General features: G+C 65.5%; 17 protein-coding genes. 6 read left to right on the top strand and 11 right to left on the bottom strand.

Going from position 1 to position 19,380, the window contains the following annotated elements:
• Positions 1-88: 88 nt before the first annotated feature.
• On the bottom strand, positions 89-1,207 hold the full coding sequence (gene pstS / locus ACP7AX_RS14225; RefSeq protein ID WP_131684761.1) for a phosphate ABC transporter substrate-binding protein PstS: 1,119 nt from the start codon (positions 1,205-1,207) through the stop codon (positions 89-91).
• A gap of 268 nt (positions 1,208-1,475) precedes the next feature.
• Here pstS and ACP7AX_RS14220 point away from each other — a divergent pair, with 268 nt between their 5' ends.
• Positions 1,476-2,603, top strand: a complete 1,128-nt coding sequence (locus ACP7AX_RS14220) for an FUSC family protein (RefSeq protein ID WP_131684762.1) — start codon at positions 1,476-1,478, stop codon at positions 2,601-2,603.
• On the opposite strand, the gene ACP7AX_RS14215 is transcribed toward ACP7AX_RS14220, so the two are convergent.
• From ACP7AX_RS14215 to ACP7AX_RS14190, 6 genes are read right to left on the bottom strand one after another with little or no spacing between them, the layout of a single operon-like run.
• Positions 2,600-3,610 (bottom strand): Gfo/Idh/MocA family protein, encoded by a 1,011-nt coding sequence (locus tag ACP7AX_RS14215; RefSeq protein WP_426227180.1) that lies wholly within the window; start codon positions 3,608-3,610, stop codon positions 2,600-2,602. The two genes, ACP7AX_RS14220 and ACP7AX_RS14215, sit on opposite strands and share 4 nt — an antisense overlap.
• 7 nt (positions 3,611-3,617) lie before the next feature.
• A complete protein-coding gene (locus ACP7AX_RS14210; protein ID WP_426227178.1) occupies positions 3,618-4,634 on the bottom strand; it encodes a LacI family DNA-binding transcriptional regulator in 1,017 nt (338 codons plus the stop codon).
• 49 nt (positions 4,635-4,683) lie between these two features.
• Complete coding sequence (locus ACP7AX_RS14205; RefSeq protein WP_426227176.1) at positions 4,684-6,126, bottom strand: GH1 family beta-glucosidase; 1,443 nt, start codon at positions 6,124-6,126, stop codon at positions 4,684-4,686.
• The gene (locus ACP7AX_RS14200) at positions 6,126-7,010 is read right to left on the bottom strand and encodes an ABC transporter permease subunit (RefSeq protein ID WP_131684853.1); all 885 of its coding nucleotides are present in this window, start codon (positions 7,008-7,010) and stop codon (positions 6,126-6,128) included. The genes ACP7AX_RS14205 and ACP7AX_RS14200 overlap by 1 nt, the downstream gene beginning before the upstream one ends.
• 44 nt (positions 7,011-7,054) lie before the next feature.
• Positions 7,055-8,044, bottom strand: a complete 990-nt coding sequence (locus ACP7AX_RS14195) for a carbohydrate ABC transporter permease (RefSeq protein WP_426227174.1) — start codon at positions 8,042-8,044, stop codon at positions 7,055-7,057.
• A 59-nt stretch (positions 8,045-8,103) separates the two neighbouring features.
• Complete coding sequence (locus tag ACP7AX_RS14190) at positions 8,104-9,363, bottom strand: ABC transporter substrate-binding protein (protein ID WP_426227316.1); 1,260 nt, start codon at positions 9,361-9,363, stop codon at positions 8,104-8,106.
• A 252-nt stretch (positions 9,364-9,615) separates the two neighbouring features.
• Here ACP7AX_RS14190 and radA point away from each other — a divergent pair, with 252 nt between their 5' ends.
• Positions 9,616-10,989, top strand: coding sequence for a DNA repair protein RadA (gene radA / locus ACP7AX_RS14185; protein WP_131684768.1), 1,374 nt, complete (start codon positions 9,616-9,618; stop codon positions 10,987-10,989).
• 18 nt (positions 10,990-11,007) lie between these two features.
• Here the strand turns inward: radA and ACP7AX_RS14180 are convergent, their stop codons facing one another.
• From ACP7AX_RS14180 to ACP7AX_RS14170, 3 genes are read right to left on the bottom strand one after another with little or no spacing between them, the layout of a single operon-like run.
• On the bottom strand, positions 11,008-11,598 hold the full coding sequence (locus ACP7AX_RS14180; RefSeq protein ID WP_426227171.1) for a flavin reductase family protein: 591 nt from the start codon (positions 11,596-11,598) through the stop codon (positions 11,008-11,010).
• A 49-nt stretch (positions 11,599-11,647) separates the two neighbouring features.
• Positions 11,648-12,892, bottom strand: a complete 1,245-nt coding sequence (locus ACP7AX_RS14175) for a beta-ketoacyl-ACP synthase II (RefSeq protein ID WP_131684770.1) — start codon at positions 12,890-12,892, stop codon at positions 11,648-11,650.
• Between the two features lie 6 nt (positions 12,893-12,898).
• Positions 12,899-14,512 (bottom strand): peptide chain release factor 3, encoded by a 1,614-nt coding sequence (locus tag ACP7AX_RS14170; protein WP_131684771.1) that lies wholly within the window; start codon positions 14,510-14,512, stop codon positions 12,899-12,901.
• Positions 14,513-15,056: 544 nt separating this feature from the next.
• On the opposite strand from ACP7AX_RS14170, the gene disA reads away from it, so the two are divergent.
• Both disA and ACP7AX_RS14160 read left to right on the top strand, forming a co-directional pair.
• Positions 15,057-16,133, top strand: a complete 1,077-nt coding sequence (gene disA / locus ACP7AX_RS14165) for a DNA integrity scanning diadenylate cyclase DisA (RefSeq protein WP_131684772.1) — start codon at positions 15,057-15,059, stop codon at positions 16,131-16,133.
• A 66-nt stretch (positions 16,134-16,199) separates the two neighbouring features.
• Positions 16,200-16,904: an ankyrin repeat domain-containing protein gene (locus tag ACP7AX_RS14160; protein ID WP_426227168.1), complete on the top strand. Its 705-nt coding sequence runs from the start codon at positions 16,200-16,202 to the stop codon at positions 16,902-16,904.
• Positions 16,905-16,978: 74 nt separating this feature from the next.
• Here ACP7AX_RS14160 and ACP7AX_RS14155 read toward each other — a convergent pair whose 3' ends face one another.
• The gene (locus ACP7AX_RS14155) at positions 16,979-17,671 is read right to left on the bottom strand and encodes a hypothetical protein (RefSeq protein WP_426227166.1); all 693 of its coding nucleotides are present in this window, start codon (positions 17,669-17,671) and stop codon (positions 16,979-16,981) included.
• A gap of 259 nt (positions 17,672-17,930) precedes the next feature.
• Between ACP7AX_RS14155 and ACP7AX_RS14150 the strand changes: the two genes are divergently transcribed.
• Together ACP7AX_RS14150 and ACP7AX_RS14145 are read left to right on the top strand one after the other, a co-directional pair.
• Positions 17,931-18,749: an A/G-specific adenine glycosylase gene (locus tag ACP7AX_RS14150; RefSeq protein WP_426227164.1), complete on the top strand. Its 819-nt coding sequence runs from the start codon at positions 17,931-17,933 to the stop codon at positions 18,747-18,749.
• A gap of 90 nt (positions 18,750-18,839) precedes the next feature.
• On the top strand, positions 18,840-19,334 hold the full coding sequence (locus ACP7AX_RS14145; RefSeq protein ID WP_426227162.1) for a hypothetical protein: 495 nt from the start codon (positions 18,840-18,842) through the stop codon (positions 19,332-19,334).
• The last annotated feature ends 46 nt before the right edge of the window (positions 19,335-19,380 follow it).

Genomic DNA, 19,380 nt, shown 5'->3' with positions numbered 1-19,380 from the left:
TTGTGGTGGTGCCAGAAAGCTAGCTTGCAATGCCAAGTTCCCCGCCCCGCCTTGCGGCGTGGCGGGGAACTCGGTTCAGGGACAGGTACTAGGACTTGACCTTGATGGATTCAATCGCCTTGACGGCCTTCTCGGCGAGGGCCGGGGAAAGCGGGGCGGACTTCGCGGAGTCAGCAGCTGCCTGCTGGCCTGCATCTGAGACTACATAGCTTTCGAAGGCCTTGACCAGATCAACGGTTTCCTGCTTGTCGTAGGCGGTGCAGACAACGTGGTAGGAGACCAGGACGATCGGGTAGGCGCCCGCTGCGGTGGTCTTACGGTCCAGTTTGATGGCGACGTCGGTGGCGGAGCGGCCTTCGACGGGCTTGCCGGCTTCGACAGCCTTGGCTGCAGCCTCGGCAGAGATCTTGACGAACTCCTCGCCGACCTTGATCGAAGCGGTACCGAGCTTGCCGCCAACGGCGGAGTCATCGGCGTAGGTCACAGCACCCGGGGTGTCGGTGACGGTCTTGACCACACCGGAGGTTCCCTTGGCGTTCTCGCCCTGCAGGGTTGCGGGCCAGACACCGGAAGCCTTGTCGGTCCAGACCTCGGCAGCGGCAGCGGCCAGATATTCGGTGAAGTTGGTGGTGGTGCCGGAGTCGTCAGAGCGGTTCACCGGGGTGACCTTGGTGTCCGGGAGGGTGACGCCCGGGTTCAGGGCAGCGATGGAGGGATCGTTCCAGGTGGCAATCTCGCCGCGGAAGATCTTGGCAACGGTGACGGCGTCGAGCTTCAGCTCGGTGATACCGGGGAGGTTGAACGCGACAGCGATCGGGGAGATGTAAACCGGGATGTTGATGGCGCCTTCGGGGCCGCACTGGGTCTTGGAGCTGGCGAGCTCTTCATCCTTGAGGTAAGCGTCGGAACCGGCGAACTGGGCCGAGCCGTCGATGATGGCCTTGCGGCCTGCGCCCGAGCCGTCCGGGGAGTACTGCACGGTGGCGCCGGAGTTGGCGGCTGCGAAGCCGGCCTTCCAAGCGTCCATGGCTGCGCCGGTGGAGGAGGCACCGATGCCGGTGAGCGTGCCGGTGACCTTGGGGCCGGCGGACTGGCTGCCAGCAGGCGCTGTGCCAGTGACCTGGTCTGAACCGCAGGCGGTAAGCGCGAGAGCGCCGGCTGCGATAACAGCGATAGCCGCGTGGCGGCCGAAGCGGAGTGCCTTCACTAGATGTACCCCTTCCAGGGTTATTCAGGAGCGGGCAGGACTGGAGACGCCCTGCAGCGCGATGCGTACGTTTTGTACCTTCATCGAATTTAGGGGCAGCAGGTAAAGGAATTGGCTGCCGAAAGTGAACGGAAGGTGAACGGAGGTTGGATATTGGCCAACATGTGCAGCGTTGCCATTGCGCACGTCACACTTTCGGACGTAGTGGGATAAGGCCTATCCTCAAGGGCCGCAAATTTCGAGGGCCACGGCAAATAGACTGGAACCCATGGCCATCGCAGCGGGATTCTCAGCAAGCAGGCGCTTCCTGCGCGGCCGCATCCGGACCGGCCTGATCCGCAGCCGCAACTCGCTGTTCCCCGCCATTCAGATGACGGCCTGTGCCGTAGGGGCGTACGCGTTCGCCGAGTACGTGCTGGGGCATTCGGGCCCGCTCTTCGCCGCAACCTCCTCGCTGATTGCCTTGGGCTTCTCGCGGGAACCGCGCTTGCGCCGCGTGGTGGAAGTGGGGCTGGGCTGCACCATCGGCATCGCTGTGGGTGACCTGCTCCTCCACTGGCTGGGCGGCGAAATCTGGGTTGCCGCCGTCGTACTCCTTGTCTCCATCCTGCTGGCGCGCTTCCTGGACAGCGGCAACATCTTCACCACCCAGTTGGGGCTGCAATCACTGCTGGTGGTGCTGCTGCCGGCGCCGGCCGGCGGGCCGTTCACACGCAGCATCGATGCAATCATCGGTGGGCTGTTCGCGCTGCTGGTGACCATCCTCGTGCCCAAGGATCCGCGCCGTGAACCGCGCAGCGACGTCCGGAAACTCCTCCACGAGCTCGCAGAAGTGCTGCGCGAATGCGCGTCAGCTTTGGTCGAAAGTGACTCCACCAAGGCCTGGCACGCGCTGGTCCGGGGCCGGAATTGCCAGCCGCTGGTGGACGCGATGCGCCATTCCCTGCGTGCTTCCGGTGAAGTGGCAACGCTCTCGCCGGCTTACCGCAGGCACCGGGATGAACTGGATCGGCTCAAGCAATCGCTCGACTTCATCGACCTTGCCCTCCGCAACAGCAGGGTCTTTGCCCGGCGGCTCACCAGCGCCATCAACCATGCGGCTCTCTCCGATGAGGCCACGGAGAACATCGCCGATGTCCTCCGCGAAACCGCTGCCGCCATTGATGAACTCTCGCTCGGTCTGGCCGAAACGCACGACGGCGTCCGCCGCGCCCACATGCGCGCCGCCCGTCAGGACTTCAGTGAGATTGCCCTGCGGCTCCATCCGAAGCTGCTGGACGTGGAGCGGCTGGAGGGTGAGACCGTAGTGATGCTGTTCCGGCCCCTGATGGTGGACCTCCTGGAGGCCGCCGGCATGGACGCGCAGGAGGCCCGGGACGTGCTGCCCGGGCTTTAGGGATCGTTCGCGTAGCGCAGGCCCAGCTGTTGCCGGAGCTCGTCCAGGAGCTGCATTATCCGCACGCTTTCATCCCACGGCATCAGCGGGCTTTCCAGCAGACCGGCCCGGATGCACCGGGCTGTTTCCCTCAGTTCGTGGATGAAACCCTCGGTCTCCTCGGGGAACTCCTCTGTCCGCACCAAGCCGCCAGGCCCGCTGTAGTGCAGGCTCCGCGGGTTGTACAGCGGAGAACCGGTGCGGAGCCAGCCCTCCGTGCCGCTGACGGTGACGGTACCGGGGCTGTTGGACTGCAGGGATGAAACGAGCTGCGCGGCAGCACCGTTTGGGTAGTGCAGGGTCACGGTGTTCTGGACGTCCACGCCGTCGTGATTCAACTGGCCGGCAGCGGTGATTTGGGCCGGAAATCCCAAGGTGCTGACTGCCCAGGTCAGCGGGTAGACCGTGAGGTCCAGGAGCGCTCCCCCGCCGGCCGCCGGGTCCCAGAGTCGGTCTTTCGGATCGTACGTCGCTGCGAAGCCAAGATCGGCCTGCAACCAGCGGACCTCTCCGATTCCACCGCTCCTGATCACGTCCAGTGCCCGCCGGGTTGCGGGCAGGAAACGGGTCCACACGGCCTCCATCAGGAACAGCTGCCGCCGCCCCGCCAGGGACGTGAGTTCCCGGGCTTCCCGGGCGTTGATGGTGAGGGGTTTCTCGCACAGCACGTGTTTCCCTGCCTCAAGGGCTGCCTTTGCAACCTCGAAGTGCTGGGCGTGCGGCGTGGCGATATAGACCACGTTCACCAAAGGATCGTCAAAAAGCTGCTCGTAGCCTTTCACGTCGGGCTGATCGTGATAGCTGGCAGCGAAGCCATGCTGCCCGGCGAAGTCCTTCGCGGCGGAGGCGCTGCGTGAGCTTACCGCCTGCAGGACGGCGCCTTCCAAGCGGGCCAGGTCACGGGTTACGCGCTGTGCGATCCGGCCGGTGGCCACCACTCCCCAGTTGAGGGGACGTTCGTCCGTCACGGTCACGTCAGGCCGAGTCACGGATGACGAGCGAGGTGGGGATCCGCGTAACCTGCTCGGCAGGCTTCCCCTCGATCAGATCCACCAGGACCTCTGCCATCTTCTTGCCCAGCTCAATGACGGGGTGGTGGACGGTTGTCAACTGCGGATTCACTGAGGTGGCAAAGGAGTCGTCGTCGAATCCCACCACCGCTACCTCGCCGGGAATTTTCAGCCCACGCTCCTGAAGGACTGTGTAAGCTCCTGCAGCCATCTGGTCGTTGGCCACAAAAAGCCCGTCCAGCGGCTTGCCGCGTTCCAGCAGCCTTCGCATTGCCCTGGCCCCGGATGAGAGGGTGAAATCGCCATATTCCACCAGTGAATCATCCAGCCCGGCAGCGTCGAGGGCCTTCCTCCAGCCGGCGAGCCTGTCCACCCCCGGCGGCATGTCCTGGGGACCGGCGATTGTGGCAATGTGGGTGCGTCCGCGTTGCACCAGTACCCGGGTTGCGCCTTCCGCGGCAGCCTCGTTGTCCACGTCCACGTAGTAGCTTCCGCCCTCGGCCAAGGGCCTGCCGGCGAACACCATGGGGATGTGGTCGCTGACGTGTGCCCACGATCTGTCACCTGCGTGGTGGGACACCACCAGTGCGCCCGCAACGTTGCCGCCGAGCAGGAACGCCCTGGTTTTCTCGGGCTTGGCCTCTGAGGCAATCACCATGTTCAGCGTGTAATCGGTGTCCGCCAGGTAGAGCGCCACCCCTTGGACCACGGAGGCGAAGAACGGATCAGCAAAGACCTTGGAGGTGGATTCAGGAACGATCAGGGTCACCGAATTGGGCCTGCGGCTGGCAAGGGAGCGGGCTGCGCGGTTTGGTGTGTAGTTCACGGCGAGGATGGCCTGGCGGACCTTCGCGGCGATGTCCTCGTCCACGCTGGGCACATCGTTCACCACGCGTGAGACGGTGGCTCTCGACACGCCGGCCAGGGCGGCCACCATTTCAAGGGTGGGCGCCGGCCGGCTGCCACTGGTGTCTTGCTTCACTTTTTCTTCGCTCCGTGATGTTGAGCGGGCTTGCGCCCGGTACTTCAGTTTAGGCAGGCAGGAAGGCCGGAAGCCGCGACGCAGCTCGTTTTGCCGCTGCGATCAGCCCGGCGTAGGCGTGGCCGCTGTCCTTGATGGTGCGTTCGAACGTGGTGTAGTCCACGCGCACAATCCCGAAACGCTTCCCGTATCCCCAGGACCACTCGAAGTTGTCCAGCAGGGACCACACGAAGTAGCCCCGCACGTCAGCGCCCTGGTCGATGGCTTCTCCCACCGCAGCCACGTGGTCAAGGATAAAGCTGGTGCGTTCGCTGTCATGGACCGCGCCGTCCGGACTGGCTGTGTCCTCATAGGCGGCGCCGTTTTCGGTGATGTAGAGCGGCGGGAGGGTGGGGTACTCCGCGCCGAGCCGGACCAGCAGTTTCCGTAGCCCATCAGGGTTTACCTCCCAGTTCATCGCCGTCCGCGGGAGGCCGCGGCTGGGAAAGGCAATGTCCTCGGACCCGATCCACGGCGAGGCCGCAACACGTTCCGCTCCCCCGGAGTGCCCATCACTCCCGGCGTCATCCGCGTGTCCGCTGATGAGGTCATCGTGGTAGTGGTTGACGCCCAGGAAATCCAGCGGCGCACTGATTGCCTCCAGGTCGCCGGGGAGGATTAGTTCCGGCAATCCAAAGGGTGCGAGGTCATGCAGCGTGTCCTCCGGGTAGCTGCCGCGCAGGATGGGATCGAGGAAGATCCGGTTTTGCAGGGAGTCGAAGCGCCGCGCGGCATCCAGGTCGGTAGGGTCCTGAGGGTCGCGGGGGATGGAGTTGCTGAGGTTCAGCGTGATTCCCAGGTGCTGGGCACCGCGTTCCCGCAGGGCGTTTACCGCCAGGCCGTGGGCGAGGTGCTGGTGGTGGACGGCAGCGATTGCCGCCCGGGGCTCCTGCCGGCCTGGGGCGTGGACGCCCGATCCATAGCCGAGCAACGAGGAGCAGAACGGCTCGTTGAAGGTGGTCCATTGCCGGACCCTGTCCCCCAGCGCCGTGTAGACGTCATGCGCGTATTCCTCGAACCGGTAGGCGGTGTCCCTGTTCGCCCAGCCGCCCTTCTCCTCCAGTGCCTGCGGCAGGTCCCAGTGGTAAAGCGTCAGCCAGGGCATGATCCCGGCTTCCAGGAGTTCATCCACCAGGCGTGAGTAGAAGTCCAGGCCCTCCGCATTGGACGCACGGTCCCCCGGGCGGACACGTGCCCAGCTGGTGGAGAAGCGGTAGGAGTCCAGTCCCAGTTCCTTCATCAGCGCAACGTCCTGGGGCATCCGGTGGTAGTGGTCCACAGCGTGCTCCAGGTTCTCGCCCTTGGCGATGGCACCGGGAACCCGGGCAAAGTGGTCCCACACGGAATCCTCCTTGCCGCCCTGGTGACTGGCCCCCTCAATCTGGGCCGCCGCCGTCGCGGATCCCCAGAGGAAGCCTTTCGGCCACTGCCGCGTGTATGTCGAATGTGGCATTAACCCTTCACTGCTCCTTGCATGATTCCTGAGATGAGTTGTTTTCCTGCCAGCGCGAAAAGCACCAGCAGCGGGAGGGTGGCCAGCACTGCGCCTGCCAGGACCACCGAATAGTCCACGTAACGGGCGGACTGCAGCTGGCTGAGCGCCGTCTGCAGGGTGGGGTTGCCGGCGTCGAGCACCAGGAGCGGCCAGAGGAAGTCCGTCCAGGCCGTCATGAACGTGAACAGCCCCAGAATGGCCATCGCCGGGCGGGCTGCAGGGATGGCTACGTGCCAGAACGTGGAGATCATGTTGGCGCCGTCCATGCGGGCGGACTCGATAAGTTCGTCCGGAATGACGTCAACGAGGTATTGCCGCATGAAGAAGACACCGAAGGCGGTCACCAGCGTTGGAACCACGACGGCGCCGATCTCACCTGTCCAGCCGAGGGTCCGCATGACCATGAACAGCGGGATGATGCCCAGCTGGGTGGGGATGGCCATGGTTGCAACCACCATCAGCATGAGGCCGTTCCGGCCGCGGAACCTCAGCTTGGCAAAGGCGTAGCCGGCGAGCGTGGAGAAGCCCACTACCGAGACCGTGATGATTCCGGAGATCAGGACACTGTTTCCGAGGGCGAGCCAGAACGGAACGGTATCGAAGACCTCGCCCACGTTCGTCCAGAAGTTTCCGCCCGGCAGCAACGGCGGCCATGTTTCGCCCAGGGCCTCGTTGGACCTGCTGCCGATCACCACGGACCACCACAGCGGGTAGGCGGAGGAGAGCAGGAAGGCGAGCAGCAGCCCGTAACTGAGGAATCCAGGGCGCAGACCCGTGCCGAAGAACCGCTTGCGGAAGGGTGCCGGACTTGTTGGCCGCGCCGTGCCTGTGGGTGATCCCATGGCAGGTGCCCGGTCCGGCACTGGTTCTGCGCGGTCGATGATGCTCATCTCTTTGTCCTTTCAGCACGGGTGCGGGGCTTGGCTGCGTCCGCCGTCGCGATTCTGCGGGAGATCAGGTAGTTGATGAGGCCGAACAGCACAATGATCAGGAAGAGCAGCCACGCGATGGTTGATGCCTTGCCGAAGTTCTGGCGTTGGAAGGCCATTTCCCAGAGGTAAAGAACGGTGGTCTGGAACTGTCGTTGCGATCCGCCGGCTGTGGCGGGATCGAACAGCCTGGGTTCGGTGAAGATCTGGAGGCCGCCGATGGTGGCCGTGATGACTACGAACACCATGGTGGGCCTGATGCTGGGCAGCGTGATGCTGAAGAACCGCCGGACTGCTCCAGCGCCGTCGAGGGCCGCGGATTCGTAGAGGTCGCGCGGCACCGCCTGCATGGCCGCCAGCAGGATCAGGGCGTTGTAGCCGGTCCAGCGCCAGTTCACCATGGTGGCGATGGCAATGTGGCTCGGCAGTGTCTCGTTCTTCCACATCACCGGGTCCAGGCCGAAGTTGCCCAGGATGTTGTTGATCAGGCCGTACTGCTCGCCGAACATGTTGGTGAAGATCATGGCCACCGCAACCAGGGTCACGATGTACGGCAGCAGGATACTCATGCGCCAGAAGGTCTTGGCCCGGAGGTTCTGGTCCAGCACCGCCGCCAGGAAGAGCGCGACGGCGAGCTGCGGGATGGCCGAGAGCAGGAAGATGCTCATGGTGTTGAAGAGGGAATTCCAGAAGAAACGGTCCTGCAGGACCTCCGCGAAGTTCTCCAGCCCCACGAACTGTCCTTGGCCCTTGAGCAGGTGCCAGTCGAAGAGGCTCACGAAGAATGTGTAGACCAGGGGGAAAAGGCCCACGAGGGCAAAAAGGATGAAGAACGGCGCGACGTAGAAGTAGGGGGATGCCTTGACATCGAAGATGGCCAGGCGCTGCTTGAAGGTGGGTTGGTGTTTGGCCGCAGGCTTTGCGGACCGGTTCAGCGTAGTTGTCATGAGGCTCTCGCACTCCATCGGGGGGCCTCCCTTCACGGGAGGCCCCACAGCGGGTCTTGCTAGTTGTTGACCACCAGGTCGTTGAGGAGGCGCAGGGCTTCAGACCAGGCCTTGTCCGCATTGGCGGTCCCGGCGTCGAGGGTCTTCAGGGCCGGGCCGAACACGTTCTCTTGGATGACCGAATCATCCGGCCCCTTGAACTGGGCAACCACACCCTTGGCCCGGTTGGCCAGGATGGCGCCGGTGGGGGCGTTGTTGAAGAGCACGTTGGGCGTGGCGTCCTGGACCAGCTTCTCCTGGGCCTTGAGGGTGCTGGGGAAGTTGTTGGCTGCCGCGGACTGCTTGACCTGCTGCTCGGGAGCGGTGAGCCAGGCTGCAAGCTTCGCAGCCTCTGCCGGGTGCTCTGAGGTCTTGGGTACGGAAAGGAACGCCCCGCCCCAGTTGGACGCACCGCCGGGGAAGACATCCGCAAAGTCCCACCCGCTGCCGGCACCGCCGCCGGCGGACTCCAACTGGCCCTTGATGGTGCCCAGCATCCAGCCCGGGCAGACAAACGTGGCAAAGGAGCCGTCAACGAATGCCTTGCCGTTTCCCCAGTCCCACTGGGTCTGGTTGGCGGACAGCCCGGCTGCAGTTCCGGCAGCGAGCATCTCGAACTTGTCCTTCATTTCAGCGTTGCCGTCGACGTTGAGCTCGCCGCCCTTGGTGTAATAGCCCTCGTCCATCTGGTTCACCATGGAATTCCACACGAAACCGGACTGGTCATACCAGGCCTTCCCGGTGGCGGCCTTGTACTGCTTGCCGAGTTCGAAGTATTTCTCCCAGGTGGCGTCCTGCCCACCGAACAGCTTTGCCACGGATTCACGGTCGCTGGGAAGGCCCGCTGCCTCGAAGAGTTTCCCGTTGTAGCAAAGCCCCTGCGGACCGATGTCCGTGCCGTAGCCGATCACGCGGCCGGCGGGGTCGGTGCCTTGCTGGTATTTCCAGTCAACCCAGTTGGCTTTGATGTCCGCGGCGCCGTGCTCGTTAAGGTCCACGAACTGGTCGGAGACTTCCATGATGGAGCCCAGCCAACCTTCCTCGATGGCCACTACATCGCTGAGGCCTGAGCCGGCTGCCAGCTTGGTGAAGGCGTCGGTGCGGGCGTTCGAGCCACGGTCGATGTTCGTGGCTTTGATCTTGACGCCGGGGTTTGCCTGCTCGTACTCGCCGTAGAGATCGTTGTAGCCGAAGGTTCCGAAGGTGGTAACCGTCAGTTCAACGGGATTGTCCGCGCTGGCTGCCTGGTCTGGACTGCTTCCGCAGCCGGTGGCCAGCATGGCCAGGGCTGCTGCTCCCGCTATGGCGGCAGCGGTATTTCGTCGTGAGAGTTTCACGGTCACTCCTTTGTGGGGGAAATAGCTCGGTCTGAGAGAGCGCTCTCTTGCAAGTCCCCCAACCCTAAGCGTGGCGCGCATCACTGTCAAGAGAGCGCTCTCTCACACGGTAGCTCCGGCCTATCAGGCCCGGGGTGGGCGGCTGGTTGTGTGCGGCTGCGGGCAATGTCAGTGCCCGCCAGTAGGGTGGAACCCATGGCTACAAAGACAACCCGCGCGTCCAAGGCGCCCGCGTATAAATGCGCCGAATGCGGCTGGACGGCAGTGAAGTGGGTGGGGCGCTGCGGCGAGTGCCAAGCCTGGGGCACCGTTGAGGAAACCGGCACCGCGGTGGCGCGGACGACGGCGGCCACCACGGTTCTCGAGCCTGCCCGCCGCATTGCCGAGGTGGACGCCACCACGGCGGCTTTCCTGCCCACCGGGGTTGACGAACTGGACCGGGTGCTGGGCGGTGGACTGGTTCCGGGCGCCGTCATCCTGCTGGCCGGCGAACCCGGCGTGGGGAAGTCAACGCTGCTGCTGGACGTCGCCGCGAAGTTCGCCCGCACCGCGCAGGACGTCCTGTATGTCACTGGTGAAGAGTCCGCAGCGCAGGTGAAGCTGCGCGCCGAACGGATCGACGCCGTCGCCGATTCCCTCTACCTGTCGGCGGAAACGGACCTCGGCCAGGCACTGGGCCAGGTGGAAAAGATCGAACCGAGGCTGCTGATTGTCGACTCGGTCCAGACGCTCAGCAGCGCGGACGTGGATGGCAGCGCAGGCGGCGTTTCCCAGGTCCGGGAGGTGGCCGCTTCCATCATCGCGGCGGCCAAACGGCGCAACATGACCACGCTCCTGGTGGGTCACGTGACCAAGGACGGCTCCATCGCCGGCCCGCGGCTGCTCGAACACCTGGTGGACGTGGTCTGCCAGTTCGAGGGCGAACGCCATTCCCGCCTTCGGATGCTGCGGGCCGTCAAGAACCGCTACGGCCCCACGGACGACGTCGGCTGTTTCGACCTGAACGAGAACGGCATCGAAGGGCTTACGGACCCCAGCGGGCTTTTTGTCAGCCGCACCAAGGAGCCCGTCTCCGGCACCTGCATCACCGTGACCATGGAAGGGCGGCGGCCGCTGTTGGCCGAGGTGCAGTCACTGCTGGCCGAAAGCGCCAACTCACAGCCCCGCCGCGCCACCAGCGGCCTGGACAGCTCACGGGTGTCCATGCTCCTGGCGGTACTCCAGCAGCGGGCCGGCTGCCTGCTCCACAAGGACGATTCCTACGTGGCCACAGTGGGCGGGGTCAAGCTCAGCGAACCCGCTACGGACCTCGCAGTTGCCCTTGCCGTCGCCTCCGCCAAGGCCCGCAAACCGCTGCCCATCAGGCTGATCGCTTTCGGGGAAGTGGGCCTGGCCGGCGAAGTGCGCCCGGTGCCCGGCATCAACCAGCGGATCCAGGAGGCGCACCGGCTGGGCTTCACCCACGCGGTGGTTCCTGCCAGCCATAACGGCCCGGGCCCCGTTCCAGCCGGGTTCTCGGTCCGGGAAGTGGAACACCTGACGGAGGCTTTGAGCCTGCTGATCGGATAGGGCTGGTTTCAGGTAAGCCTAGGCTTCGTGGCTCAGTGGCTTGAAGGACCTGGCACCGGCAAACCAGCCGTCGTCGGGCGCTTCAGCCACCTCAGCCGCCCGGTCCCCTGCCGTGCCGTCCACGAGCGGTCCGATTTCATGGAAGCGGCCACCAAAGTAGAGCAGCGGCTCGCGCCCGGTGACCTCGAGGGAGATCACCTCGCCCACCACGATGATGTGGTCGCCGCCGTCGTAGATGTTCCACGGCCGGCATTCAATAGTGGCCGCATTCCTTGTCAGGATGGGCACGTCGCCGTCCAGGGTCCATTCCGGTTCCTCGTCCATGACACTGCCGGCGAAGTGGAGGGCCACGTCCATCTGGTCGAGGGACAGGATGTTGACGGCAAACGGCGCGCCCTCCAGATAACGGGCGGCCCGCGAGGTGCGGGTCAATGTCACCTGCGCGAGTGGCGGATCCAGGGATACGGCGGTGAAGGCATTCACCGTGGCGCCATGCGGCACCCCGTCATCGGCATTGCACGTCACCACCGTGACACCGGTGGCAAACGAGCCGAATGCCTGCCGGAGTTCGTGGGTGTTGAACGGGGCCCCGAGTGCTTCCTGGGTCACGGCAGCCTCCTTGTTGTTGAGTCCGGTCCCAGCGTACTCCGGGCGGCAATTAAGCCTTGGTGATCACCAGGGCGACGCTGTGGCCGCCGAAGCCGAACGCGTTTACCAGGCCGGCCGGCGCCGAGCCGGGCGCCAGGGCGCGGACCGTTTCCGTGACCACGTTCAGGTTCAGTTCCGGGTCCAGCGACTCAACATTCAGGGTTCCGGGGAGCTGCCCGGTCTGCAGCGCCTGGACCACCACCACGGCGGCAAGTGCGCCGGCGCCGCCCAGGAGGTGGCCGGTGTGGCCCTTGGTGGAGGTCACCGGCACGTCGGGACCCAAGATAGCGCTGATGGCCTGCGCCTCGAGCCGGTCACCCACAGGAGTGGAGGTGGCGTGGGCGTGGACGAAACCAATGTCCGTGGCTTCCAGCCCGGCCGACGCCAGGGCCTTCTGCATCACCCTGCGCTGCATGGCGGGATCGGCAGCCACAATGTCATTGGCGTCGGAGGTCACCGAGCCGCCGGCCACTGCGCCGAGCACCGCGGCGCCGCGCGCGCGGGCGTGTTCTTCGCTCTCCAGCACCACGATGCCGGCGCCCTCAGCGAGGACAAAACCGTCGCGGCCGCCGTCGAACGGGCGCGATGCAAGCTCCGGTTCCGCGTTGCGGGTGGAGAGGGCACGGATCTGGGAGAAACCGGTGATGACCAGGTCATTGACTGACGCGTCCACACCGCCGGCGATGACGACGTCGGCAGCTCCGGACCTGATCATTTCGGCACCCTGAACAATCGCTTCGGCGCCGGACGCACAGGCGCTGACGGGGGTCCGGGCTCCGCCGCGGGCACCGAGGTCGATGGACACCCAAGCGGCGGGGCCGTTGACCATCAGGCGCGTAAGAGTGTGCGGTGAGACCTTGCGCGGGCCCGATTCTGCCAGGGTGCGGTCCTGTTCCAGGGTGGAGCCGAGTCCGCCGTAGGCTGAGCCGATCACCACGGCAAACCGTTCAGGATCGACGTCCGGCGCACCTGCCTGCTGCCAGGCTTCGCGGGCGGCCACCAGCGCCAACTGGCCGCACCGGTCCATCCGCTTCAGTTCGCGGGTGGTGAGGTGCTCGGCGAGATCGGCTGTGACCTGCCCGGCGATCCGCACGGGGAGCCGCTCCGCCCATTCATGTGCCAGTGCGGCGATGCCGGACTCCCCCGCCACCAGCCTGGACCAGGTTTCCGCGGCATTGGAGCCGAGCGGATTGACGGTTCCGACGCCGGTGATCAGGGCGCGTGGTTGAACCGGACCGGGGTGAACTGCAGTCATAGTGCCCTACTTCGCGGGGTTGTGCGTGCCGATCGGCACCAGGGTCAGATCAGGGTGGTTCTTCTCGATCCGGCGCAGGGCCCAGACGTCGTTGAACAGGGCGAGGTATTCGCCGTCGGAGCGCAGAAGCACCTCTGCGCCCGGGACGTTGGCCAGCGCAGGCATGGCCTCCGCCGTCGAAATCCTGGCGATCGAGTACGGCAGGCGTTCGAGCCGCATGGGGGCGCTGAAATCGTGCGCCATGCGGTCCTCCACCACTTCGAACTGCATGGGGCCGACGGCGGCGAGTACCGGCGCCTGGTCCCCGCGGACGTCGGAGCGGAGCACCTGGATGACGCCCTCATGTTCGAGCTGCTCGATGCCGCGGCGGAACTGCTTGAAACGGCTGGGGTCCTTGGAGCGTGCCACCTGGAAGTGCTCCGGGGCGAACAGCGGGATGGCCGGGAACTCCACCGTGTCCTCGATGAAGAGGCTGTCTCCGACGCGCAGCGAGGACGCGTTGACCAGGCCCACAACATCGCCGGGGTACGCCTCGTCGATGACCTCGCGTTCGCGGCCGAAGACCTGCTGGGCGTACTTGGTGGCGAACGATTTTCCGGTCCGGGTCTGGGTGACCACCATGCCGCGTTCGAACACGCCGGAACAGACGCGGATGAACGCAACGTGATCGCGGTGGGCCTTGTTCATGCCGGCCTGGACCTTGAAGACGAAACCCGAAAAGGGCGATTCGACCGGGCGCGGGCTGCCATCAACGTCGGGGCGCGGAGCGGCCTGCGGGGCGAAATCCACCAGGGCGTCCAGCAGTTCCTTCACGCCGAAGTTCAGGGCCGCGGAGCTGAAGAGGATGGGGGTGGCGGTGCCTGCGTGGAAGGCCTCGATGTCGAACTCGGAGTTGGATTCGATCACCAGGCCGGCTTCGTCGACGGCGTCGGACCAGTTGCTGCCCTGGCTTACCGCGGCTTCCTCCGGGGTGAAGTACTCGGTCAGTGCGATGTTGGCGCCGGAGTTGTTGCGCTTGAAACTGGCGAACCTGTCGTTGCGGAGGTCCCAGACACCGCGGAAATCACCGGAGATGCCCACGGCCCAGGTCAGCGGCATGGGCTGCAGGCCGGTGCGTTCGGTGAGCTCGTCCATCAGTGCCAGCGCGTCAAGGCCCGGCCGGTCCCACTTGTTGATCACGGTGATGATGGGCAGGTTGCGCTGCTTGCAGACCTCGAACAGCTTCATGGTCTGGGTTTCCAGGCCCTTGGCGGCGTCCACGAGCATCACTGCACAGTCGACGGCGGCCAGGACGCGGTAGGTGTCCTCGGAGAAGTCGGCGTGGCCGGGGGTGTCCAGCAGGTTGATGACGGTATCGCGGTAGGAGAACTGGAGGGCTGCGGAGCTGATGGAAATGCCGCGGTCCTTTTCCATCTGCATCCAGTCCGAGACGGTTTCCTTGCGGTTGGCCTTGCCGCTGGAGGCACCGGCCGTGCCGATCACCTTCGCGTGCAGCGCCAGCGCCTCGGTCAGCGTGGATTTGCCGGCGTCAGGGTGGGAGATAACAGCGAAGGTCCGACGCCGGGCCGCCTGTTTGTGAATCTCGTGGACTCGGGCGGGGCTTTGGACATCTTGGGACACGGTGCTACTTTCGCTGCGTTGGGGTTACCCCAGGCGCTCGGCGGGCGTTGACGGGGAAGCGTGGCTCTCTGACAGCCAAGTTCCAAGTTTATCGCAGCAAACGGCCCCACACCGAAGGGACCCCTCATGGGGCACTTCACATGAGGTTCCGATTGCGGATAGCGCTCGTAGGCGACGGCGACCGCCAGCCATTCAGGGGCTGCAAGATAGGCCGCTGCGGCGCCCGCCGACCTGTGCGGTATCCACGTGGCACACGGCACACACAGCCGCGCCCGGGTTATGCTCATCCATCCGTGTCCACGTTACCTGTCCGGTTCCGTTGCATTCCCGCCAAAGTACCCCGCCCGGCCATCCGCCGTCGAACCTGAAATGCGCATTTCAGGGGCACCCCGCATGGGCCACTTTAGGGCTTAACCGTGCGGATATCGCCGATTCTTACCTCTAGTATTGAGCTTGCGGGAAAGTGTGTACTTTCGATCCTGCCGGCGGAGGCTGAATCCGGCGTACCTGCAGGCTGCGGCCTGCACCTTTGAAGGGAACACGTATGGCTCGGAGCCCCGAAGAATCGCTCAAGGCGACTCTGGGAAGAGTGGCTCCAGGCACTCCGTTGCGGGATGGACTGGAACGCATCCTCCGGGGGCGTACCGGTGCACTGATCGTCCTGGGCATCGACCGGACCATTGAATCCATCTGTTCGGGCGGGTTCGATATCGGCATCGACTTCTCGCCCACACGCCTTCGCGAGCTGGCCAAAATGGACGGTGCCATTATCTGCGACAAGGACGCCGGGAACATCCTCCGCGCCGCGGTCCAGCTGGTCCCCGATTCCAGCATCGAAACCCAGGAATCCGGCACCCGGCACCGTACCGCCGAGCGGGTGGCCATCCAGACCGGCGTGCCCGTGATCTCCGTCAGCCAGTCGATGCAGATCATCGCGCTCTACGTGAACGGTCTGCGGCATGTCCTGGAGGGCTCGGAAAAGGTCCTGGCCCGCGCAAACCAGGCCTTGGCCACCCTCGAACGGTACCGCTCGCGGCTTGACCAGGTAACCAGCTCGCTGTCCGCCCTGGAGATCGAGGCCATGGTGACCGTCCGGGACGTGGCCGTGACCCTGCAGCGCCAGGAGATGGTCCGCCGCATCTCCGAGGAAATTTCGCAGTATGTGCTCGAACTTGGCGAGGACGGCCGGCTGCTGTCCCTACAGCTGGATGAGCTGACCGTGGGCCGCGGCCCCGGCAGCGATGTCATCATCCGCGACTACGCTGGGCCGGACGCCTCGGCAGAGGACATCGACAAAGCGGTCAGTGCCCTGGTGAACCTCGGCCCCACCGAGCTGATCGATCTGGGCAAGATCTCCGGGATCGTCGGCTTTGCGGGCGGCGAGGCAAACCTCGACGCCGTGGTGCAGCCCCGCGGTTACCGGCTGCTCTCCGGCCTCAAGGCGGTCCCCAAGGCTGTTGCCGACCGCCTGGTAGACCATTTCGGCGGGCTGCAGTTCCTGATGGCCGCCACGATTGACGATCTGATGACCGTGGACGGGATCGGCGATCAGCGCGCCCGCACCGTCCGGGAGGGCCTGAGCCGGATGGCCGAAGCCAGCCTGCTGGACCGGTTCCTCTAGGATCCGGGGCTTCCCGCTGAAGGTCAGTGAGGCCTCCGAACCGGCACTGCGAAGTAGGCTGTCACCATGGTTGGGTACCGGAACCTTTTCTTGATCAGCGCAGCGCTGCTGGGACTGGCGGCCTGCAGCCCGGGAGCTGATGAGCCTCCCGCCCCGGGCTCACCAACGGCCGCTGTGACCCCAGGAAGAACAGCCTCACCCACAACCCCGGCGCCCGTCCCGTCGGTTACAGCACCGCCTGGTCCGCCCGCCCTCTCCCCGGAGGCGCAGGCCGCACTGGACCGGCGCCTCATCCAGGCAGCTAAAGCCAACGACGCCGGCCAGGTATCCGAACTGATCAGGGCCGGCGGCAACGTGAACGCCAAGGATGACATCCAGGATTCAGCGTTCCTGTATGCCGGCGCAGAAGGATTCAACGACGTCCTGCAGCTGACACTCGCAAACGGTGCGGACGTGTCCAGCACCAACCGGTACGGCGGGACCGCACTGATTCCCGCCTGCGAACACGGCCACACCGAAACGGTACGGATCCTCATTGCAGCCGGGGTGCCGGTCAACCACGTCAACAACCTCGGCTGGACGGCCATACAGGAAGCCATCCTCCTCAACAACGGCGGACCCAGGCAGCAGGATGTGGTCCGGCAGCTCCTGGCGGCAGGCGCAGACCCCAACATTCGCGACCCCCAAGGCCGCACGGCCCTGGAGAACGCACAACGGCTCGGATTCGCGGAGATCGCCAACATCATCAAAGCCGGATCCGCGGTTCCCTGAGCGCCAAGACCCGGACCAGGGCTGCAGGGCTGCAGTGCATGACCATCACTGTTGGAGATGCACTCCAGCTCAGGTCAGTTGAGCTGGAAGACGGCCTTGGGGCTGGCCTTGGAGCCGAGCTTGGCGGTGAAAATGTAGTAGGCGCCGCCGGCGCCGGGCTTGGCCTCGATGGGGCTGCAGCCTTCAAGGGTCCGGTTGCGTGGCCATGGCAGGTTCGCCGTCTCGCTGGCCCCCGGGGCGATGGTCTTCACCAGGTCTTCGCTCTTGGCCTGGCAGTCGCGGGAGGAGAAGATCCTGTCTGCCCCGCTGGTGATCAGGTACTCCATCTGCGACGTTCCGATGTTCACTTCACACGGCATGGTGCCGCCGTTGGTCACCTTCAGGCTGAGCAGCGGGTTCTCGTCAGGGCCGTAGGCAGCCTTGTCCGTGGAAGCGGAGACCGTCACGAGGTTCTGGTTGCACGCGGGCGTGGGGGTGGGGGTGGGGGACGGTGTTCCCGCCGGTAATTCCGACGGCGACGCGCTGGGACCGGGCGCCTGCCCGCTGGCGCTGCCGGTAGCGCCGTCAGCGGAGGAGGCCGGCTCGCCGTTGAACGCGCCCGCAACCGCGAAGCCGCCAAAACCCAGGGCCACCGCAAGGAGAACGGCAACGCCGACAAACAGCCGACGGCGGCGGTAGACAGCCGCGCTGGTCTTACCGCTGCCGCCGGAACCGGTCCGGGACGCGGATGCCGCCTTGCGTGGTGATGAATTGCCTTGCCTGCCCATTCTTCTAGGCTAGAGAACAGGCCGGATTCTGCCGTCCCACCACGCCGCGCGCCCAGCCAACGCTAAGGTCACAGTTTGTCGCATCCATTACAGTGTTGGAATCGATGCTTCAACCCTCACCCCAGCCCCGCCAACGGACAGCGGCGCCCACCTCACGTCCTTACACGGCAGCATCACCGGCTGGTTTGCCCAGACCGCGCGTAATCTTCCCTGGCGGGAACCGCAGTGCTCGCCGTGGGGCATCCTGGTCAGCGAGATCATGCTGCAGCAGACCCCGGTGGTGCGGGTGCTGCCGGTCTGGCGCGAGTGGATCGAGCGCTGGCCCACCCCTGCCGGCCTCGCGGGTGAGCCAGCCGGTGAAGCCGTCCGTGCCTGGGGCCGGCTTGGCTATCCCCGCCGGGCATTGCGCCTCCATGCCGCCGCCGCTGCCATTGTCAGCGATCACGGCGGCAAGGTACCCGGCAACTACCTCGAACTGCTGGCCCTGCCCGGGGTGGGAAGCTACACGGCGGCAGCCGTCGCGGCCTTCGCTTTCGGACGCCGGGAGACCGTTGTGGACACGAACATCCGGCGCGTGCACGCACGCCTGGTTTCCGGCGTCGCGCTCCCCTCCCCCTCCCTGACCGCCGCGGAAATGCGGCTCGCTTCGGAACTGCTGCCGGACGACGCCGGCAAGTCCGTCCGCTGGAACGCTGCGGTGATGGAACTTGGAGCGCTGGTCTGCACGGCCCGGGCCCCGAAGTGCGCCGCCTGCCCGGTCCGGGACTCCTGCGCGTGGCTCGCAGCAGGCGAGCCGCCGCCGTCGTATATCCCCAAAGGACAGGCCTGGCACGGCACCGACCGCCAGGTCCGCGGCGCAGTGTTGGCCGTGCTCCGGCTCGCCGAGACTCCCGTCCCTGCGGAGATGTTCCAGCAGGAGCCCGCTGACCTCGGATTCGCCCCGGAAGGCATCGGCGTTCCTTTGGCCGCACTTCACCGGCTCAATTCCGCACCGGAACAGCTCGAACGCGCACTGGGCGGACTTCTGAACGACGGGCTGGCCCAGCTGCACCAGGGTGGCTACCGGCTGCCCGCCTGACGCCTTTCTTCGCATGCCCGGGCATAACAATGTTTACGTCACTTCCCTGGTAGCAGTTCAGTGCTGATTCCGCCGGATCTACGCTGAAGTATGCGCAAGTCAGGGGTGCTTCTGGCATTGATGACGACGACGGTACTCACCGGCTGTTATCACTACCCCGTCCCGGCCCCATGCCCAGCCATCGCGCAGGCCCCGGCCATATCCGTGACGGTGGCGCGGGAGTACGCGGCCCAGGTGGGAACACTGAACCTTAAGGCGTGCCAGGGCGGAGTCTGCAAGGAGTCCGGCGTCGAGCTGTTTCCCGGCAGCGATTCAATAGACCAGGGCTGCACACCGGACGGCGTCTGTTCGGCCACGGCTTCGCCGAACGGGACAAGGATCGGTCACCTGATGCTCGACAACCTCACCGAGGAACCGATCGCGTTGACGGCTACCGGGACTGCCCCGGATGGATCAGCCCTTCCGCAGCGTAGCCTCGAGTTCCGGCCCCGCGGCGCCTACCCGTTCGGGGAACAGTGCGGGCGGTTCATCACCGCTTCGGTGACCTTGGACGCCAACGGCCTGCGGCAAAGCGACGCGGAGTAGCTGGCACGGGTGGCTGACGTGAGGTAGCTGTACTGGAACGGCCGTG

Source organism: Pseudarthrobacter sp. DSP2-3-2b1 (genome assembly GCF_049895945.1).
Taxonomy (GTDB): Bacteria; Actinomycetota; Actinomycetes; order Actinomycetales; family Micrococcaceae; genus Arthrobacter.
Note: the sequence above shows the minus strand (reverse complement) of the source record. Positions and strands in the feature narration are given on the sequence as shown.

Excerpts from the sequence above, each read along its gene's own strand:
- ACP7AX_RS14220 (WP_131684762.1), top strand. The coding sequence starts at position 1,476 with ATGGCCATCGCAGCGGGATTCTCAGCAAGCAGGCGCTTCCTGCGCGGC.
- ACP7AX_RS14205 (WP_426227176.1), bottom strand. The coding sequence starts at position 6,126 with ATGCCACATTCGACATACACGCGGCAGTGGCCGAAAGGCTTCCTCTGG.
- ACP7AX_RS14200 (WP_131684853.1), bottom strand. The coding sequence starts at position 7,010 with ATGGGATCACCCACAGGCACGGCGCGGCCAACAAGTCCGGCACCCTTC.
- ACP7AX_RS14195 (WP_426227174.1), bottom strand. The coding sequence starts at position 8,044 with ATGACAACTACGCTGAACCGGTCCGCAAAGCCTGCGGCCAAACACCAA.
- ACP7AX_RS14190 (WP_426227316.1), bottom strand. The coding sequence starts at position 9,363 with ATGCTGGCCACCGGCTGCGGAAGCAGTCCAGACCAGGCAGCCAGCGCG.
- radA (WP_131684768.1), top strand. The coding sequence starts at position 9,616 with ATGGCTACAAAGACAACCCGCGCGTCCAAGGCGCCCGCGTATAAATGC.
- ACP7AX_RS14175 (WP_131684770.1), bottom strand. The coding sequence starts at position 12,892 with ATGACTGCAGTTCACCCCGGTCCGGTTCAACCACGCGCCCTGATCACC.
- disA (WP_131684772.1), top strand. The coding sequence starts at position 15,057 with ATGGCTCGGAGCCCCGAAGAATCGCTCAAGGCGACTCTGGGAAGAGTG.
- ACP7AX_RS14160 (WP_426227168.1), top strand. The coding sequence starts at position 16,200 with ATGGTTGGGTACCGGAACCTTTTCTTGATCAGCGCAGCGCTGCTGGGA.
- ACP7AX_RS14155 (WP_426227166.1), bottom strand. The coding sequence starts at position 17,671 with ATGGGCAGGCAAGGCAATTCATCACCACGCAAGGCGGCATCCGCGTCC.
- ACP7AX_RS14150 (WP_426227164.1), top strand. The coding sequence starts at position 17,931 with ATGCTGCAGCAGACCCCGGTGGTGCGGGTGCTGCCGGTCTGGCGCGAG.
- ACP7AX_RS14145 (WP_426227162.1), top strand. The coding sequence starts at position 18,840 with ATGCGCAAGTCAGGGGTGCTTCTGGCATTGATGACGACGACGGTACTC.